The sequence below is a fragment of the Streptomyces sp. SID12488 genome (assembly GCF_010548275.1).
In the GTDB taxonomy this organism is placed as follows: domain Bacteria; phylum Actinomycetota; class Actinomycetes; order Streptomycetales; family Streptomycetaceae; genus Streptomyces.
Window position 1 is genome coordinate 83039 of the sequence record NZ_JAAGLT010000025.1, and the last position, 18484, is coordinate 101522.

An 18484-nucleotide genomic window follows, 5' to 3' on the forward strand; every position below is an offset into this window, starting at 1 on the left:
GGGATGCCGTTCGTCCGGTCCGAACTACCGTTCGGCGCAGCCCGGATACCGTTCACCGCATACGGTCGGCGAGTTCGACCGGCCGCCTTCCCAACCGTGCGGCCGGTTCCTATCGTCCGGGATCATGAGTCCCCCCATCGCACCCCCCGGCTGGAGCCGCTGGCTCGTACCTCCGGCCGCCCTCTCCGTCCACCTCTCCATCGGTCAGGCCTACGCCTGGAGCGTCTTCAAGCCGCCGCTGGAATCCGCGCTCGGCCTCAGCGGCACACAGAGCGCCCTGCCCTTCCAGCTCGGCATCGTCATGCTCGGCCTGTCCGCCGCGTTCGGCGGCACCCTGGTCGAGCGCAACGGTCCGCGCTGGGCCATGACCGTCGCCCTGGTCTGCTTCTCCTCCGGTTTCCTGATCGCCTCGCTCGGCGCCGCCACCGAGCAGTACTGGCTGATCGTCTTCGGCTACGGCTTCGTCGGCGGCATCGGGCTCGGCATCGGCTACATATCGCCGGTCTCGACCCTCATCAAGTGGTTCCCGGACCGGCCCGGCATGGCCACCGGCATCGCGATCATGGGCTTCGGTGGCGGCGCGCTCATCGCCTCGCCCTGGTCGGCGCAGATGCTGGAGTCGTTCGGCTCCGACAGCTCCGGGATCGCGCTCGCCTTCCTCGTGCACGGACTGACGTACGCCGTGTTCATGTCGCTCGGGGTGCTCCTGGTGCGGGTGCCGCGCGGCGAGAAGCCCGCCGCCGTCGGCGGGGCGAGCGGGCCGAGCGCCCTCACGGGTGTCCAGGTCTCCGCGCGAAGCGCCGTGCGGACCCCGCAGTTCTGGTGCCTGTGGGTCATCCTCTGCATGAACGTGACCGCGGGCATCGGCATCCTGGAGAAGGCCGCGCCGATGATCAAGGACTTCTTCGCGGACAGCTCCACACCCGTCTCGGTGTCGGCGGCGGCCGGATTCGTCGCGCTGCTGTCGGCGGCCAACATGGCGGGCCGGATCGGCTGGTCGTCCACCTCCGACCTGATCGGCCGCAAGAACATCTACCGCGTCTACCTCGGCGTGGGCGCGCTCATGTACGCGTCGATCGCCTGGTTCGGGGACTCCTCCAAGCCGCTGTTCATCCTGTGCGCCCTGGTGATCCTCTCCTTCTACGGCGGCGGCTTCGCCACCGTCCCCGCCTATCTGAAGGACCTCTTCGGGACCTACCAGGTCGGCGCGATCCACGGGCGGTTGCTCACCGCCTGGTCCACGGCCGGTGTCCTCGGCCCGCTGATCGTCAACTGGATCGCCGACCGGCAGGAGGAGGCCGGCAAGCACGGCTCGGCGCTCTACGGGATGTCGTTCTACATCATGATCGGACTGCTCGCCGTCGGCTTCGTCGCCAACGAACTCGTCCGCCCCGTCGACCCCCGCCACCACGTCACCGCACCGAAGGAGGCCGCCGATGTCCAGCGACAGCAGTCCGTCTGAGAGCGCGGGCCCGCCGCCCGACCGCCGGCCCCTGATCGCGTTCGCCTGGCTGTGGGTGGGGGCGCCGCTCTGTTACGGCGTGTACGAGCTGGTGCAGAAGGCGACACAGCTGTTCACAGGGTAGGTGTTCGGTCACGCCGGACTCTGATAGAAGCCGACAACACGGCCGCGTTAATCCTGTGGCATCGCGTGCCGTCGTACTGGTGAGTCACTCATCAGACTGGTGGATCCCGCTACCGAAAAGCAGCAAGGGGGACCCACCCATGAACGGCTCGCGCATCGCCGCTGTCGGTCATTATCAGCCCGCCAAGGTGCTCACCAACGAGGATCTGGCGGGTCTGGTCGACACCAACGACGAGTGGATCAGAAGCCGGGTGGGCATCCGTACGCGCCACATCGCCGGTCCCGACGAGCCCGTCGACGAGCTGGCCGCGCACGCCGCCGCCAAGGCGCTCGCGGCGGCGGGCCTGGCCGCGAGCGACATCGACCTCGTCCTCGTCGCCACCTCGACCGCCGTCGACCGCTCCCCGAACATGGCCGCGCGGGTCGCGAACCGGCTGGGTATGCCCTCGCCGGCCACCATGGACCTCAATGTCGTGTGCGCCGGCTTCACCCACGCCCTGGCCACGGCCGACCACGCGGTACGGGCCGGGGGATCGGTGCGGGCCCTGGTCATCGGCGCCGACAAGATGTCCGCGGTGGCGGACTGGACCGACCGTACGACCTGCGTACTCGTCGGGGACGGTGCGGGCGCGGCGGTCGTCGAGGCCTGTCCGGCGGATGCCGCCGGACCCGCCGGTATCGGGCCCGTGCTGTGGGGCTCGGTGCCCGAGATGGGGAACGCGGTACGGATCGAGGGCACGCCCTCGCGGTTCGCGCAGGAGGGGCAGAGTGTCTACCGCTGGGCCACCACCCAGCTGCCGCGCATGGCCCGCCAGGCCTGCGAGCGCGCGGGACTGGCCCCCGAGGAGCTCGCCGCCGTCGTCCTGCACCAGGCCAATCTGCGCATCATCGAACCGCTGGCCGCGAAGATCGGCGCGGTGAACGCCGTCGTGGCACGCGATGTCATCGAGTCCGGCAACACCTCGGCCGCCAGCATCCCGCTCGCCTTCTCGAAGCTCGTCGAGCGTGGCGAGATCTCCACCGGCGACCCGGTCCTCCTGTTCGGCTTCGGCGGCAACCTCTCGTACGCCGGACAGGTCGTCCGCTGCCCGTGAGCGGGGCGGGCCCACCGGCCCACCATGGACGGGTGGGCCCACCGAGGCTCGCCCAGGGGCGCCTTCTTGGCGGCTTGCCGGCACCCTCTCCTTTGTCCTCTTAGTGGAAGAAGTCGGTGCCAATCTGTGCCCAACTTCTTCCCAGCCCCGGCAGCCACTGCTACGTTCCACTCGAAAGCCCGGCGAAGTGGCCGGAAAGAGTGGCCGGTTGGTGCCTGACTAGGCGGGGAGGGGCTTGTGAGACGTATGACCGCTCGACCCGCGAACGCCCACCAGGCCCGGCTGCTGCGCCTGTTGCGTGACGGCGGGCCCAACTCCCGGGCCCAGCTCGGGGACCAGATCGACCTGTCACGGTCCAAGCTGGCCGTGGAGGTGGACCGGCTCCTGGAGACGGGCCTGGTCGTGGCCGACGGACTCGCCGCCTCGCGAGGCGGCCGCCGCTCCCACAACATCCGGCTCGCCCCCGCCCTGCGCTTCCTCGGCGTCGACATCGGCGCGACCTCGATCGACATCGCGGTCACCAACGCCGAACTGGAAGTGCTGGGACACCTCAACCAGCCCATGGACGTACGCGAGGGCCCGGTCGCGGTCTTCGAGCAGGTCCTTTCCATGGCGGCCAAGTTGAGAGCCTCCGGACTCGCGGAGGGGTTCGACGGCGCCGGTATCGGCGTCCCGGGCCCGGTCCGCTTTCCCGAGGGCGTACCGGTCGCCCCGCCGATCATGCCCGGCTGGGACGGCTTCCCCGTACGGGAGGCACTCAGCCAGGAACTGGGCTGCCCGGTGATGGTCGACAACGACGTGAACCTGATGGCGATGGGGGAGCAGCACGCGGGCGTCGCCCGTTCCGTCGGCGACTTCCTCTGCGTCAAGATCGGCACCGGAATCGGTTGCGGCATCGTCGTCGGCGGTGAGGTCCACCGCGGGGTGACGGGCAGCGCCGGCGACATCGGGCACATCCAGGCGGTGCCCGACGGGCGCCCCTGTGCCTGCGGCAACCGAGGTTGCCTGGAAGCCCACTTCAGCGGCGCCGCACTCGCCCGCGACGCCAAAGAGGCCGTCCAGCAAGGACGTTCGGCGGAACTCGCGGCCCGATGGGAGGCGAGCGGCGCCCTGAGCGCCGTCGACGTCGCCGCCGCCGCTGCCGCCGGGGACGCCACCTCGCTCGACCTGATCCGCGAGGGCGGCAACCGCACCGGCCAGGTGATCGCCGGTCTCGTCAGCTTCTTCAACCCCGGCCTGGTGGTGATCGGCGGCGGGGTGACCGGCCTCGGCCACACCCTGCTCGCCGCGATCAGAACCCAGGTCTACCGCCAGTCGCTGCCACTGGCGACCGGCAACCTGCCCATCGTGCTGGGGGAGTTGGGCCCCACCGCCGGAGTCATCGGCGCGTCCCGCCTCATCAGCGACCATCTGTTCTCACCCGCGTAGACCGACTCCGTATCCCCGTTTCCCCGCGTCACCCGACTCCGTATCCGCGTCACCCGACGCACACCACCAGTACAGCGCCCTGCTCTGTCCTGCCCTGCGCAAAACGCCTGCCCGGCAAGCGATCCACCCTGCAACCGGCCCGCACGCCCGCCAAGGGGAACCGTCATGGCACCAGAACCACCGCTGCTCAGCATGTCCGGCATCACCAAGTCGTTCCCCGGCGTCCGGGCCCTCGACGGCGTCGACCTCGACGTCCAGGCCGGCGAAGTGCACTGCCTGCTCGGCCAGAACGGGGCCGGAAAGTCCACACTCATCAAGGTCCTGGCCGGCGCCCACCAGCCCGACGACGGCACGATCAGCTGGCGCGGCGAGCAGGTCACCCTGCGCTCGCCCATCGCCGCAATGCGCCTCGGAATCGCCACCATCTACCAGGAACTCGACCTGGTGGAGGGCCTGTCGGTGGCCGAGAACGTCCACCTCGGCCATGAACCCACGGCCGCCGGATTCGTCGTACGGGGAAAGGCCGCCAAGGCGTCGACCGCCGCGCTGCTCAGGCGACTCGGCCATCCGGAGGTCGAACCAGGCCGCCTGGTGGGGGAGTTGTCGGCGGCGCAGCGGCAGATCGTGTCGATGGCGCGGGCGCTCTCCCACGACGTACGGCTGATCGTCATGGACGAACCGTCCGCCGCGCTCGACCCGGAGGAGGTCGACAACCTTTTCAGGATCGTCGGCGACCTGACCGCCGACGGGGTCGCGGTCGTCTACATCTCGCACCGCCTGGAGGAGATCCGCCGCATCGGCGACCGCGTGACCGTACTCAAGGACGGCCGGGCGGTGGCCGGCGGTCTCCCCGCCAAGTCCACACCGACCCGCGAGGTCGTCGCCCTGATGACCGGCCGCAACGTCGAGTACGTTTTCCCGGAGCGCCCCGCGACACCGGGGGACACGGGCGTCGCACCGGTCCTCGAAGTCCAGGGGCTGGCCAGGGAAGGGGAGTTCGCGCCCGTCGACCTCACCGTGCGACCCGGTGAGATCGTCGGCCTTGCCGGACTGGTCGGGTCGGGGCGCTCGGAGATCCTGGAGACGATCTACGGCGCCCGCAAGCCGACAGCCGGTCAAGTCCTCGTCGACGGAAAGGTGTTGAAGCCGGGCAGCGTGCGGGCCGCAGTGCGCGCCGGGCTCGGACTCGCCCCCGAGGAGCGCAAGGCGCAGGCCCTGCTGATGCTGGAGTCCGTCACCCGCAACGTGTCGGTCTCCTCCATGTCCCGCTTCGCCCGGGGCGGTTGGATCGACCGGGGCGCCGAACTGGGCGCCGCCCGCACCGCCACCCGCGAGCTGTCGCTACGGCCCGACAACCCCTCCGTGCCCGTACGCACCCTCTCCGGCGGCAACCAGCAGAAGGCGGTGCTCGCCCGCTGGCTGCTGCGCGGCTGCCGAGTCCTGCTGCTCGACGAACCGACCCGGGGCGTCGACGTCGGCGCCCGCGCCGAGCTGTACGCGGTGATCCGACGCCTTGCCGACGAGGGCCTCGCCGTCCTGCTGGTCTCCAGCGAAGTGCCCGAGGTGCTCGGCCTCGCCGACCGTGTCCTGGTCCTGCGCGAGGGCCGGGTCGTCCACACGGCACCCGCCCGCGAACTCGACGAACACCGCGTGCTCGACCTCGTGATGGAAGGAGCCCCTGTGGCCAGCGCATCCTCTGCGGCCGGCAGCCCTGCGGCCGGTGAAAGGGGCCCCGCATCATGACGCAGCCCGTGTCCCCGCCGCGCACCAGCACCGACAAGGTCCCGTCGACCGGTCAACTCCCGGCCTGGCGAGGCGTGGTGGCCCGCGCCGACATCCGCACCCTCTCCCTCCTCGGTGTCCTTGCCGCACTGATCGTCGTCGGCGGGATCACCAAGCCCGACGAGTTCCTCGACACCCGCAACCTCCAACTGGTCCTCACCCAGGGCTCGGTGATCGGTGTCGTCACCGTCGGGATGACCTTCGTCATCATGTCGGGCGGCATCGACCTGTCGGTCGGCGCGATCGTGGCCCTCTCCTCGGTGTGGGCGACCACCGTCGCCACCCAGGAGTACGGCTTCGCGGGCATCCTCTTCACCGCGGTGCTCGTCGGAGTGGGCTGCGGACTGGTCAACGGACTGCTCATCGCGTACGGCGGGATGGTGCCGTTCATCGCCACGCTCGCCATGCTGGCCTCGGCGCGCGGACTCGCCCTCCAGATCACGGACGGTTCGACGCAGATCGTCTCGATCGACAGCGTCCTCGACCTGGGCGAGCGCGACGCGTACATCCTCGGTGTCCCGCCACTGGTGCTGGTCTTCGCGGTAGTGACGATCATCGGCTGGCTGATTCTGAACCGCACCACCTTCGGCCGCCGCACGGTCGCCGTGGGCGGCAACGCGGAGGCGGCCCGCCTGGCAGGCATCGACGTACGCCGCCAGCGCCTCTATCTCTACCTCCTGTCCGGACTGTGCTGCGGGATCGCCGCTTTCCTGCTGATCATCCTGTCCGGTTCGGGCCAGAACACCAACGGCAACCTGTACGAGCTGGACGCCATCGCCGCCGCGATCATCGGCGGCACCCTGCTCAGCGGGGGTCGCGGCACCATCGTCGGCTCCGTGCTGGGCGTCCTGATCTTCACCACGATCACCAACATCTTCGCCCTGAACAACCTGCAGAGCGATGTGCAGCAGATCGCCAAGGGCGCGATCATCGTCGCCGCCGTGCTCGTCCAGCGCCGTACCGCCGGCACGACCTGAGGGAAGGGTTCACCGCCATGCCAGAACCGACGCCTTTCACAAGCCGCAGAGGACTGCTCTTCGGGACCGCCGCCGTCGGGGCGGGAGTCCTGCTCGCCGGTTGCACCAGCAACGAGCCCGACGACGAGCCCGCCGCGAACGACGACCAGCCGGCCGCCGCCGACACCCCCGGCAAGGCCGTCACCATCGGCTTCGCCGGACCGCAGGCCGACCACGGCTGGCTCAACGCGATCAACGACAACGCCAAGAACCGGGCGAAGAAGTACTCCGACGTGACACTGGAGATCACCGAGGGCTCGAACGACACCGCGGCCCAGATCGGCCAGATCGAGACGCTGATCAACAAGAAGGTCGACGTGCTGGTGATCCTGCCCGCCGACGGCAAGGCGCTCACCCAGGTCGGCCTGAAGGCGATGCGCGCCGGCATCCCCGTCGTCAACTTGGACCGGATCTTCAACACCCCGCAGGCGTACCGCTGTTGGATAGGCGGGGACAACTACGGCATGGGCCTCAACGCCGGTCACTACATCGGCGAGCAGCTCAAGGACGTGGACGACGCCAAGGTCATCGAACTCGCCGGCCTCGACAACCTGGAACTGACCAAGCAGCGCACCCAGGGCTTCGACGACGCCCTGAAGAACTACCCGAACATCAAGAAGGTCGCCCGCCAGGCCGCCGAGTTCACGGTCGAGTCGGGCCAGGCCAAGATGGCCCAACTCCTGCAGGCCCAGGCCAAGTTCGACGCCCTGTGGAACCACGACGACGACCAGGGCGTGGGCGCACTGCGGGCGATCGAACAGGCCGGCCGCGACGACTTCCTGATGGTCGGTGGCGCGGGCGCCCTCTCCGCCTTCCAGGCGATCAAGCAGGGCAACAGTGTCCTGAAGGCGACGGTGCTCTATCCGCCCACGATGGCCGCGTCGGCGATCGACCTGGCCCGCGCGCTGGGCCAGGGCAAGGGAGTCGGCGGCCTCTCCGAGTTCGAGATCCCGTCGTCCCTGACCCTGTACTCGGCGGTCGTCGACAAGGACAACGTCGACCAGTACATGCCCACGGGCTTCAAGTAGGACGACCGGCGGGGGCTTTAGGGGGCGAGGTTTTCACGCGTGCGGTTCTGCCGCGCCCTTAAGGGGCGCGGGGAACTGCGCGACCAGCCACGACGAACCCGCGCCGACCCGCTGACCTCACCCCCCCACCACGAGGAGGACCTCCGAATGGCACAGCCGCAGGCAGACGCCGCCGAGGACGGAAAGCCGGTCCTGGGCGTCGGCATGGTCGGATACGCGTTCATGGGCGCAGCCCACTCCCAGGGCTGGCGCACCGTTGGCCATGTCTTCGACCTGCCCCGGCGCCCGGCGCTCGCCGCGATCTGTGGCCGGGACGCCGGTGCCGTCCGAGCGGCAGCGGACCGGCACGGCTGGGCGGCGGCCGAGACCGACTGGCGTGCCCTGATCGAACGGGACGACGTCGACCTTGTCGACATCTGCACCCCCGGCGACAGCCACGCCGAGATCGCGCTCGCCGCCCTCGCCGCAGGCAAACACGTACTGTGCGAGAAACCCCTCGCGAACACCGTCGAGGAAGCCGTTGCGATGACCGTGGCAGCCGAAGAAGCCGAGCAACGCGGCCAGTTGGCCATGGTCGGCTTCAACTACCGTCGTCTGCCCGCCACCGCGCTCGCCCGTTCCATGGTCGCCGAGGGCAGGCTCGGCAGCCTGCGGCACGTACGGGTGACGTACCTTCAGGACTGGCTGGTGGACCCGGAGTTCCCGCTGACCTGGCGGCTGCGCAAGGAGACGGCCGGGTCGGGCGCGCTCGGCGACCTGGGTGCCCACATCGTCGACCTCGCCCAGTACCTCGTGGGCGAACTCCTCGCCGGGGTCTCCGCCCTCACCGAAACCTTCGTACGCGAACGTCCGTTGCCCGGTGGCCCGACCAGTGGCCTGACTGCCACCGCGACCGCCGGCGCCGGACAGGTCACCGTGGACGACGCCGCCGTCTTCACCGGCCGCTTTGCCTCGGGCGCCCTCGCCTCGTTCGAGGCAACCCGGTACGCGACCGGCCGCAAGAACGCCCTGCGTATCGAACTCAACGGCGAACGCGGTTCGTTGGCCTTCGACCTGGAACGCCTCAACGAGCTCGCCTACCACGACGGCACCGAACCCGGCACCCACGCGGGCTTCCGCCGCATCCTTGTCACCGAGCCCGACCATCCCTACCTGGACGCATGGTGGCCGCCGGGTCACGGCCTCGGCTACGAGCACTCCTTCGTCCACCAGGCCCGCGATCTGGTCCTCGCGATAGCCGAGGGCAGCCGGCCCCGGCCGTCCTTCGCGGAGGGTCTCCAGGTACAACGCGTCCTGGCGGCGGTGGAGGAGAGCGCGGAGAAGAACTCCGTCTACACGCCCATAGCGGGCTCACCCACATCGGTCTCGCCCGTATTGACTTCATCCCTGTCGACTTCACCCCTGTCGGACTGAGGAGGCTCGACGAGAATGCCGCGCGACTTCACACTCTTCACCGGCCAGTGGGCCGACCTGCCTCTCGAAGAGGTCTGCCGCCTCGCCCGTGACTTCGGCTACGACGGACTCGAACTCGCCTGCTGGGGCGACCACTTCGAGGTCGACAAGGCCCTCGCGGATCCTTCCTATCTGGCGGGCCGCCACCAACTCCTCGACAAGTACGGCCTCAAGTGCTGGGCGATCTCCAACCACCTGGTCGGCCAGGCCGTGTGCGACGCCATCATCGACGAACGGCACCAGGCGATCCTGCCCGCCCGTATCTGGGGCGACGGCGACGCGGAGGGTGTGCGGCAACGGGCGGCGGCCGAGATCGCCGACACGGCGCGGGCAGCCGCCGCCTTCGGCGTCGACACCGTCATCGGCTTCACGGGCTCCGCGATCTGGCACCTGGTCGCGATGTTCCCGCCCGCCCCCGAGTCGATGATCGACCGTGGCTACCAGGACTTCGCCGACCGCTGGAACCCGATCCTCGACGTCTTCGACGCCCAGGGTGTGCGGTTCGCACACGAGGTCCACCCGAGCGAGATCGCCTACGACTACTGGACAACCCAGCGCGCACTGGAGGCAGTTGACCACCGAACCGCCTTCGGCCTGAACTTCGACCCCTCGCACTTCGTGTGGCAGGACCTCGACCCGGTCGGCTTCCTGTGGGACTTCCGCGACCGGATCTACCACGTCGACTGCAAGGAGGCCCGCAAACGGCTCGACGGCCGCAACGGCCGCCTCGGCTCGCATCTGCCCTGGGGCGACCCGCGGCGCGGCTGGGACTTCGTGTCGGCCGGCCATGGCGACGTCCCCTGGGAGGACGTCTTCCGCATGCTGCGCTCCATCGACTACCGGGGGCCCATCTCCGTGGAGTGGGAGGACGCCGGCATGGACCGGCTCCAGGGCGCCCCCGAGGCACTGACCCGCCTCAAGGTGTACGACTTCGACCCGCCGTCGGCCTCGTTCGACGCGGCGTTCGGCAGCAACGACTGAGTCGTTCCTGACTGTTCCGGGGTGACGGCGCACCCCGGCGTATCGCACCCGCATGTACCACGAGCTCCATTCTGGAGGCATTCGTGCACGCGAAAGACGGCCCCACCCGCACCGGAAGAATCGCGAGTCGCAGACGACACCCCCAAGTCCGCAGAGTGCTCGCCCTGTTCACGGGCGCGCTGCTCGCGGGAGCGTCACTGACCCTGGTCGCACCCCAGGCCGGCGCAGCCGTCGCCGACCCGGCAACAGCGCCCGCCCCAGCTGCTGCCGAGGACTTCCAGCAGGTCACGCTGGCGAAGGGCGAACCGGAGGTCGGTGAGCCCATGTCGCTCGCCGTCCTCCCCGACCGCTCGGTCCTGCACACCTCGCGCGACGGCGAACTCCGCATCACCGACGCCGCCGGAAACACCCGGCTGGCAGGCAAGCTCGACGTCTACTCCCATGACGAAGAAGGCCTCCAAGGCATCGGCGTGGACCCGCAGTTCAGCTCCAACCGCTTCATCTACCTCTACTACGCACCCCCGTTGAACACCCCGGCGGGCGACGCCCCCGAGACGGGCACCGCAGCCGACTTCGCGCCCTTCGACGGCGTCAACCGGCTCTCCCGATTCGTCCTCAACGCCGACGGCACCCTGAACAAGGCCAGCGAGACGAAGGTCCTCGACGTCCCGGCCTCACGCGGCCTGTGCTGCCATGTCGGCGGCGACATCGACTTCGACGCGGCGGGCAACCTGTACCTGTCGACGGGCGACGACACCAACCCCTTCCAGTCCGACGGCTTCACGCCCATCGACGAGCGCGCGAACCGCAACCCGGCCTTCGACGCACAGCGTTCGGCCGGCAACACCAACGACCTGCGCGGCAAGATCCTGCGTGTCAAGGTCGACGCCGACGGCACGTACACCGTCCCGGCCGGCAACCTGTTCGCGCCCGGCACGGACAGGACGCGCCCCGAGATCTACGCGATGGGCTTCCGAAACCCGTTCCGCTTCAGCGTCGACAAAGCGACCGGCATCCTCTACATCGGTGAGTACGGTCCCGACGCGGGTGCGGCTGATCCGGCCCGAGGCCCCGCAGGCCAGGTCGAGTTCGCCCGTGTCACCGGCCCCGGCAACTTCGGCTGGCCCTACTGCACCGGCGCCAACGACCCTTACGTGGACTACGACTTCGCGACCGGCACATCAGGTGCGGCCTTCGACTGCGCCGCCCCGAAGAACAACTCGCCCCACAACACCGGCCTGACCGACCTTCCCCCGGCGCAGGCCGCCTGGATCCCGTACAACGGCGCGTCCGTACCGGAGTTCGGCGACGGCTCCGAGTCACCAATGGGCGGCCCGGTCTACCACTACGACGCCTCGCTCGACTCCCCGGTCAAGTTCCCGGAGGCCTACGACGGCGACTTCTTCGCCGGCGAGTTCGGCCGCCGCTGGATCAAGCGGATCACCAGCGACGGCGACGGGACCGTCCAGTCCATCAACGACATTCCGTGGACCGGCACCCAGGTGATGGACATGGCCTTCGGGCCGGACGGCGCACTGTACGTCCTCGACTACGGCATCTCGTGGTTCGGCGGCGACGAGCACTCCGCCCTGTACCGCATCGAGAACGCCACCGACGGCCACTCCCCGGTCGCGCAGGCCGCCGCCGACGTCACCTCCGGCCAGGCCCCGCTGAAGGTGAGGTTCTCCTCCGCCGGCACCACCGACCAGGACGGCGACGCCCTCACGTACAGCTGGGACTTCGGCGACGGCGGTACGTCGACCGCCGCGAACCCCTCCCACAAGTACAGGAAGAACGGGACGTACACGGCGACGGTGACCGCCAAGGACACCACCGGCCGTACGGGTGGCGCGAGCGTCCAGGTCGTGGTCGGCAACACCGCACCCAAGGTGGTCCTGCAACTCCCGCAGGACGGGCAGCTGTTCGCGTTCGGTGACGCGATCCCGTTCAAGGTGAAGGTCACCGACCGGGAGGACGGCCGGTCCATCGACTGCACCAAGGTCCAGGTCACCTTCATCCTCGGTCACGACAGCCACGGCCACCCGCAGACCTCGGCGAACGGCTGCTCCGGCACCATCCAGACCAGCGCCGACGGCGGCCACGACCCGGACGCCAACATCTTCGGGGTCTTCGACGCCCAGTACACCGACCTCGGTGGTGGCGGCCAGGCACCCCTGACCACCCACGACCAGAACGTCGTCCAGCCCGACCACCGTCAGGCCGAGCACTTCAACAACTCATCAGGCGCAGTGGTGAGTTCACGGGAGTCGGCAAACGGCGGCAAGGCGGTCGGCGACATCGACAACGGCGACTGGATCGCCTTCACCCCGTACGTCCTGAGCAACGCCAAGTCGCTCACGGCACGCGTCGCCTCGGCCGGCCCGGGCGGCAGGCTGGAGATCCGCGCGGGTTCCCCGACCGGCAAGGTGCTGGGCCGCGCGACCGTACCGGCGACCGGCGGCTGGGACACCTACCAGGACGTCACCGCCGGGCTGTCCCACGCCCCGCAGGGCACGACCACGCTCTACCTGGTCTTCAAGGGAGCCGCGAGCGGCGACCTGTACGAGGTGGACGACTTCGCCTTCACCACGGGTTGAGGGGAGTGCGCCATGCGATCAACAGGACGTACCGTCACCGCTGTTGTGGGCGCGGCACTACTCCTCGGAAGCGTGTCGACCCCGGCCGCCTCCAAGCCCGTACCACGGCACACCGACCGTGTGCTGGTCTTCTCCAAGACGGCCGCCTTCCGGCACGACTCGATCCCCGACGGCATCACGGCACTCAAGGAAATCGGCGCGAGCGTCGGCTTCCGGGTCGACGCGACGGAGGACGCGGCGGCGTTCACCTCGGCGAACCTCCGCCGGTACGCGGCCGTCGTATTCCTCTCGACGACCGGCGATGTCCTGACGAACCGTCAACAGGACTCGTTCGAAAGCTACATCCACCACGGCGGCGGCTATGTGGGCATCCACGCGGCGGCCGACACCGAGTACGACTGGGCGTTCTACGGCGGCCTCGTCGGCGCCTACTTCCAGGGGCACCCGGCGATCCAACCGGCGCGGACGGTGGTGGAGGACCGCGCCCACCCGGCGACCGCCACTCTGGGCGCGGACTGGAACCGTACCGACGAGTGGTATAACTACCGCTCCAATCCACGGAGTTCAGTGCACGTCCTGGCCTCCCTCGACGAGTCGTCCTACACCGGCGGCACGATGAACGGCGACCACCCGATCGCCTGGTGCCAGAACTACGAGGGCGGACGCTCCTTCTACACCGGCGTCGGCCACCTGTCGTCCGCGTACACCGAACCGGCGCTCCGGCAGCATCTGTTGGGCGGACTGCGCTGGGCCACCGGCAGGGCCCAGGCGGACTGCCGCCCGGAGAACGGTTATCAGCCGCTCTTCGACGGCACCTCGCAGGAAGGGTGGAATCAGGCGGGCCCCGGCACCTTCACCGTCTCCGACGACGGCACGCTGACGTCGTCCGGCGGCATGGGCCTGCTCTGGTACGTCGGCCGGAGCTTCGGCGCCTACTCGCTGAAGCTGGACTGGAAGGCCCGCGGCGACGACAACTCCGGTGTGTTCGTGGGCTTCCCGCCCTCGGACGACCCGTGGTCGGCGGTCGACAAGGGCTACGAGATCCAGATCGACGCGACCGACGCCCCCGACCGCACCACCGGGGCCGTGTACGGCTTCCGCTCCGCCGACCTGCGTAAGCGCGACCGGGCGCTGAATCCGCCCGGGGAGTGGAACACGTACGAGATCCGCGTGGAGGGCGAACGCCTCCGCGTCTGGCTCAACGGTGTGCGGATCAACGATTTCACCAACACCGATCCGGCCCGCAGCCTGCGGGACGGTCACATCGGCATCCAGAACCACGGAGCCGACGACCAGGTGTCCTTCCGCGACATCCGGATCAAGGAACTGCCCGCGAACGCGCCGGCGAGCCCGGCTGCCACGGGCGACTGAGCGGCGGCGGGCGGGGGACGCCGGATCTCCGCCCGCCGCCTTCCCTCCCCTCTCGGCCTGCCGCCGGAGGGTGCGAACACCGTGAACGACAAGCCCTGAACGACCAACCGTGAACGACAAGCCGTGAACGACAAGGAGGCTGCCCATGTCCACGTCGTCGTCTCATCCTCGAACTCGTGTGGGGGTATGGCTGATCGGAGCCCGCGGCTCCGTCGCCACCACCGTCGTCGCGGGGTGCGCCGCCGTGACGGCGGGACTGCACCGCCCCATGGGCATGGTCACCGAGACACCCCCGTTCACGGACTGCGACCTCCCACCCCTGTCCGCGCTCGTCTTCGGCGGCCACGACACCGTGGACTGCCCGCTGCCCAAACGCGCCGAGGCACTGACGGCGGCAGCCGTCCTGCCGTACGGCCTCACGTCGGCCATCGCCTCCGAACTGGCCGCCGCGGACCGGGAGATCAGGCCCGGCGGCCCCGCCCCGGGCGACACCACCCGAACCCCGGACGACCTGGTGACGGCCTTCGCCGCGGACATCCAGGACTTCGTACGACGCCACGACCTGGCCCGAGCCGTGGTGGTGAACGTCGCCTCCACGGAGCCCGCCCCGACCGGCACCGCCCTCCCGCCGAGCTCGCTGTACGCGGCGGCTGCCCTCCGTACCGGCTGCCCGTACGTCAACTTCACACCGTCGACAGGGCTGCACCACCCGGCGCTCGCCCACGCTGCGGCGACCAGCGGGCTGCCCTACGCGGGCCGCGACGGCAAAACAGGTCAGACGCTGCTCAGGTCGGTCCTCGGCCCGATGTTCACGCAACGGGCACTGGAGGTCCGCGCGTGGTCGGGCACCAACCTCCTCGGCGGGGGAGACGGCGCGTCCCTCGCCGACCCCTCCGCGGCGGCGGCGAAGAACGCGGGCAAGGAACGCGTCCTCACCGACACCCTCGGCACGACACCGGAGGGCGTGGTCCACATCGATGACGTCCCGTCCCTCGGCGACTGGAAAACCGCGTGGGACCACATCGCCTTCGACGGCTTCCTCGGCACCCGGATGATCCTCCAGACCACCTGGCAGGGCTGCGACTCGGCCCTGGCGGCACCCCTGATCCTCGACCTGGCCCGACTCACCGCCCGCGCCCACGAGACTGGCCTCTCGGGCCCCTTGAGCGAACTCGGCTTCTACTTCAAGGACCCGATGGGCGACGGCCCGCCGGGACTGGCGGAGCAGTACGCGGAACTGGTGCGGTTCGCGGCGCGGCTACGGGGCGGGGGAGGGGCGGCGGCTCCGGCTGGGCCGGCGGGACCAGCGGAACCGGCGGGACCAGCGGGAGCGACAGGACCGGCGGGGCCTGCTGCACCCGCGCAACCGGCGGCACCGGCGGACAAGAAGTCGCCGGGACCAGCGGGCAAGGAGCCCGGCCGGGAAGCGGGCACCGGGACAGAGGGCAGCCGTCGGAGCGGGCCTCTGGGCGGGCCACCTGCTGTCGGCGAGGGAGAACGCCGATGAGCACGCCGGCCGACCCACGGGCCCGAGGTGGTGCACGGGACCGGAGCAACCGGGGACGCGCCCGGTCGAAGACGCCGCGCGACATCACCACCCCCCTCCGCTTCGGCTACGGAACCAACGGCCTCACCGACCTCCGCCTCGACGACGCCCTCGGCCTGCTGGCAGGCCTTGGCTACGACGGTGTCGGCCTGACCCTCGACCACATGCATCTCGACCCGCTCGCCCCCGACCTCCCCGCCCGCACCCGACTGATCGCCCGCCGCTTGAACACCCTCGGTCTCGGCGTCACCGTGGAAACCGGCGCCCGCTATGTACTCGACCCGCGCCGCAAACACGGCCCGTCTCTCCTCGACCCCGACCCGGACGACCGCGCACGACGTGTCGACCTCCTGCTCAGGGCGGTACGAGTCGCCGCGGACCTGGGCGCCCACGCCGTGCACTGCTTCAGCGGCATCACCCCCGCCGACACGGATCCGGACACGGCCTGGCACCGCCTGACCGAAGCCCTCGCCCCGGTCCTGGTCGCGGCCACCGCTGCCGGCGTCCCGCTCGCCGTCGAACCCGAACCCGGCCATCTCCTCGCCACCATCGCCGACTTCCACCACCTCCGGCACGCACTCGACGACCCCGGAGCCCTCGGACTCACCCTCGACCTCGGTCACTGTCAGTGCCTCGAACCACTCCCTCCCGCCGACTGCGTCCGCGCCGCCGCGCCCTGGCTGCGTCACGTCCAGATCGAGGACATGCGCCGCGGGATCCACGAACATCTCCCCTTCGGCGACGGGGAGATCGACTTCCCGCCCGTGCTCGCCGCGCTGGCCGCCACCGGCTATCAGGGTCTGACCGTCGTGGAACTGCCCCGCCACTCCCACGCGGGCCCCCACCACGCCGAACACTCCCTCCGCTTCCTCCACGATGCGGTCCGGGCCACCCCGGCCTCTTCCGTCGGCTCCTCCGATGCCGTAGCGCCGACCGCCAGGGCACCCCGGTCCGCCAAAGCCCCGCAGACCACCCCTCCGCATGCCGTCACCTCGATCACCGCAACCGCGACGGCCGCTTCCGCCACCTCCTTCACCACTCCGCCGCCCATGTACCCCGAAGCCACCCCCGCCGAAGGGAGCACCCCATGACCCGGCCCCACCCCGTCCCGGGCACCCCGGCGGCCGACATCCCCCTCTCCCGTACCCCGCTGGACGTCCTCCGCGCCCAGGTCACCGCCTGCCTCGGCGAAGCCGCCCGCAGCTGGCTCGCCCTCGCCCTGGACGAGGCAGCCGCCCGCTCAGGAGCCCACGGACCCATCTCCGTCTGGGAGTTGCGCCTCGCCGAAGCCGGCCGCCGCTGCGGCACCGACCACGCGGACGCCGTACGCGTCCTGATCCTGCACGCCGCCCATGCCGGCCCGGACGCCCTCACCCGTGTCTACCGGCAGGGCACCGCCGCCGAACGCCGAGCCGTCCTGCACGCCCTGCCCCACCTGGTCGCCGGCCCCGACGCCCTTCCACTGGTGGAGGACGCCCTGCGCACCAACGACACCAGCCTCGTCGCCGCGGCCGTCGGCCCGTACGCCGCCCGTCACCTGGACGCCCACAACTGGCGCCACGCCGTGCTGAAGTGCCTGTTCACCGGAGTGCCCGTCGACGAGGTGGCCGACCTCCGCCACCGGGCCCGGGCCGACACGGAACTCGCCCGCATGCTCGACGACTACGCCGCCGAACGAGCCGCCGCCGGCCGCCCCGTCCCCGAGGACCTCTACCGCGTCCTGGCCCTGACGGCGACCGAAGCGAAGGAGTCCTGATGCGCATCTTCGACCCCCACATCCACATGACGTCACGGACCACCGACGACTACCAGGCCATGTACACCGCAGGGGTCCGTGCCGTCGTCGAACCCTCCTTCTGGCTCGGCCAGCCCCGCACCTCGCCCGCCTCCTTCTTCGACTACTTCGACTCCCTCCTCGGCTGGGAACCCTTCCGCGCCGCGCAGTACGGCATCGCCCACCACTGCACGATCGCCCTCAACCCCAAGGAGGCGAACGACCCCCGTTGCGTCCCCGTCCTCGACGAACTGCCCAGGTATCTCGCCAAGGACCGCGTCGTCGCCGTCGGTGAGATCGGCTACGACTCGATGACCCCCGCCGAGGACACGGCCTTCGCCGCCCAGCTCCAGCTCGCCGCCGACCACGGTCTGCCCGCGCTCGTCCACACCCCGCACCGGGACAAGCTCGCCGGCCTCCGCCGCACCCTCGACGTCGTACGGGAGTCGGCCCTGCCACCGGCGCGGGTCCTGGTCGACCATCTCAACGAGACCACCGTCAAGGAGGCCAAGGACAGCGGCTGCTGGCTCGGCTTCTCGGTCTATCCGGAGACCAAGATGGACGAGGAACGAATGGTCGCGATCCTCCGCGGCCACGGCCTTGATCAGGTGCTGGTCAACTCCGCGGCCGACTGGGGCAGAAGCGATCCCCTCAAGACCCGCAAGGTCGGCGACCTGATGCTGGCGGAGGGTTTCACCGAGGACGACGTCGACCGCGTCCTGTGGCGCAACCCGGTTGCCTTCTACGGGCTCAGCGGCCGGCTGGACCTCGACGTCGACGCGACCGACGCCACCCACGAGGGCAACTCCGTCCTGCGCGGCGGGGAGTGA

At 70.2% G+C, this 18484-nt stretch carries 15 protein-coding genes; all 15 read left to right on the forward strand.

What is annotated here, in order from left to right; genetic code table 11:
- The first annotated feature begins 124 nt into the window (after positions 1–124).
- Positions 125–1462 (forward strand): OFA family MFS transporter, encoded by a 1338-nt coding sequence (locus G3I56_RS30880; RefSeq protein WP_164414701.1) that lies wholly within the window; start codon positions 125–127, stop codon positions 1460–1462.
- Positions 1437–1586: a hypothetical protein gene (locus G3I56_RS43335; protein WP_203691029.1), complete on the forward strand. Its 150-nt coding sequence runs from the start codon at positions 1437–1439 to the stop codon at positions 1584–1586. Before G3I56_RS30880 ends, G3I56_RS43335 begins: the two co-directional genes overlap by 26 nt.
- A gap of 139 nt (positions 1587–1725) precedes the next feature.
- A complete protein-coding gene (locus G3I56_RS30885; protein WP_164414704.1) occupies positions 1726–2679 on the forward strand; it encodes a beta-ketoacyl-ACP synthase III in 954 nt (317 codons plus the stop codon).
- 246 nt (positions 2680–2925) lie between these two features.
- A complete protein-coding gene (locus G3I56_RS30890; protein ID WP_164414706.1) occupies positions 2926–4107 on the forward strand; it encodes an ROK family transcriptional regulator in 1182 nt (393 codons plus the stop codon).
- Between the two features lie 165 nt (positions 4108–4272).
- Positions 4273–5850 (forward strand): sugar ABC transporter ATP-binding protein, encoded by a 1578-nt coding sequence (locus G3I56_RS30895; RefSeq protein WP_164414708.1) that lies wholly within the window; start codon positions 4273–4275, stop codon positions 5848–5850.
- The gene (locus tag G3I56_RS30900; RefSeq protein ID WP_164414710.1) at positions 5847–6866 is read left to right on the forward strand and encodes an ABC transporter permease; all 1020 of its coding nucleotides are present in this window, start codon (positions 5847–5849) and stop codon (positions 6864–6866) included. The genes G3I56_RS30895 and G3I56_RS30900 overlap by 4 nt, the downstream gene beginning before the upstream one ends.
- Before the next feature lie 17 nt (positions 6867–6883).
- Positions 6884–7933 (forward strand): substrate-binding domain-containing protein, encoded by a 1050-nt coding sequence (locus G3I56_RS30905; protein WP_164414712.1) that lies wholly within the window; start codon positions 6884–6886, stop codon positions 7931–7933.
- A 147-nt stretch (positions 7934–8080) separates the two neighbouring features.
- On the forward strand, positions 8081–9346 hold the full coding sequence (locus G3I56_RS30910) for a Gfo/Idh/MocA family oxidoreductase (RefSeq protein ID WP_164414714.1): 1266 nt from the start codon (positions 8081–8083) through the stop codon (positions 9344–9346).
- A gap of 15 nt (positions 9347–9361) precedes the next feature.
- Positions 9362–10366, forward strand: a complete 1005-nt coding sequence (locus G3I56_RS30915) for a sugar phosphate isomerase/epimerase family protein (RefSeq protein WP_164414716.1) — start codon at positions 9362–9364, stop codon at positions 10364–10366.
- Between the two features lie 83 nt (positions 10367–10449).
- Complete coding sequence (locus G3I56_RS30920) at positions 10450–12963, forward strand: PQQ-dependent sugar dehydrogenase (RefSeq protein ID WP_164414718.1); 2514 nt, start codon at positions 10450–10452, stop codon at positions 12961–12963.
- A 12-nt stretch (positions 12964–12975) separates the two neighbouring features.
- Positions 12976–14334: a ThuA domain-containing protein gene (locus G3I56_RS30925; protein WP_164414720.1), complete on the forward strand. Its 1359-nt coding sequence runs from the start codon at positions 12976–12978 to the stop codon at positions 14332–14334.
- A 145-nt stretch (positions 14335–14479) separates the two neighbouring features.
- Positions 14480–15841 carry an inositol-3-phosphate synthase gene (locus tag G3I56_RS30930; protein ID WP_164414722.1) on the forward strand — a complete coding sequence of 454 codons (1362 nt, stop codon included), beginning with the start codon at positions 14480–14482 and terminating at the stop codon, positions 15839–15841.
- Positions 15838–16971 (forward strand): sugar phosphate isomerase/epimerase family protein, encoded by a 1134-nt coding sequence (locus G3I56_RS30935; RefSeq protein ID WP_164414724.1) that lies wholly within the window; start codon positions 15838–15840, stop codon positions 16969–16971. The genes G3I56_RS30930 and G3I56_RS30935 overlap by 4 nt, the downstream gene beginning before the upstream one ends.
- Positions 16968–17636, forward strand: coding sequence for an EboA domain-containing protein (locus G3I56_RS30940; protein WP_164414726.1), 669 nt, complete (start codon positions 16968–16970; stop codon positions 17634–17636). The genes G3I56_RS30935 and G3I56_RS30940 overlap by 4 nt, the downstream gene beginning before the upstream one ends.
- Entirely contained in the window at positions 17636–18484 is an 849-nt protein-coding gene (locus tag G3I56_RS30945; RefSeq protein WP_164414729.1) for a TatD family hydrolase, read from the forward strand. The genes G3I56_RS30940 and G3I56_RS30945 overlap by 1 nt, the downstream gene beginning before the upstream one ends.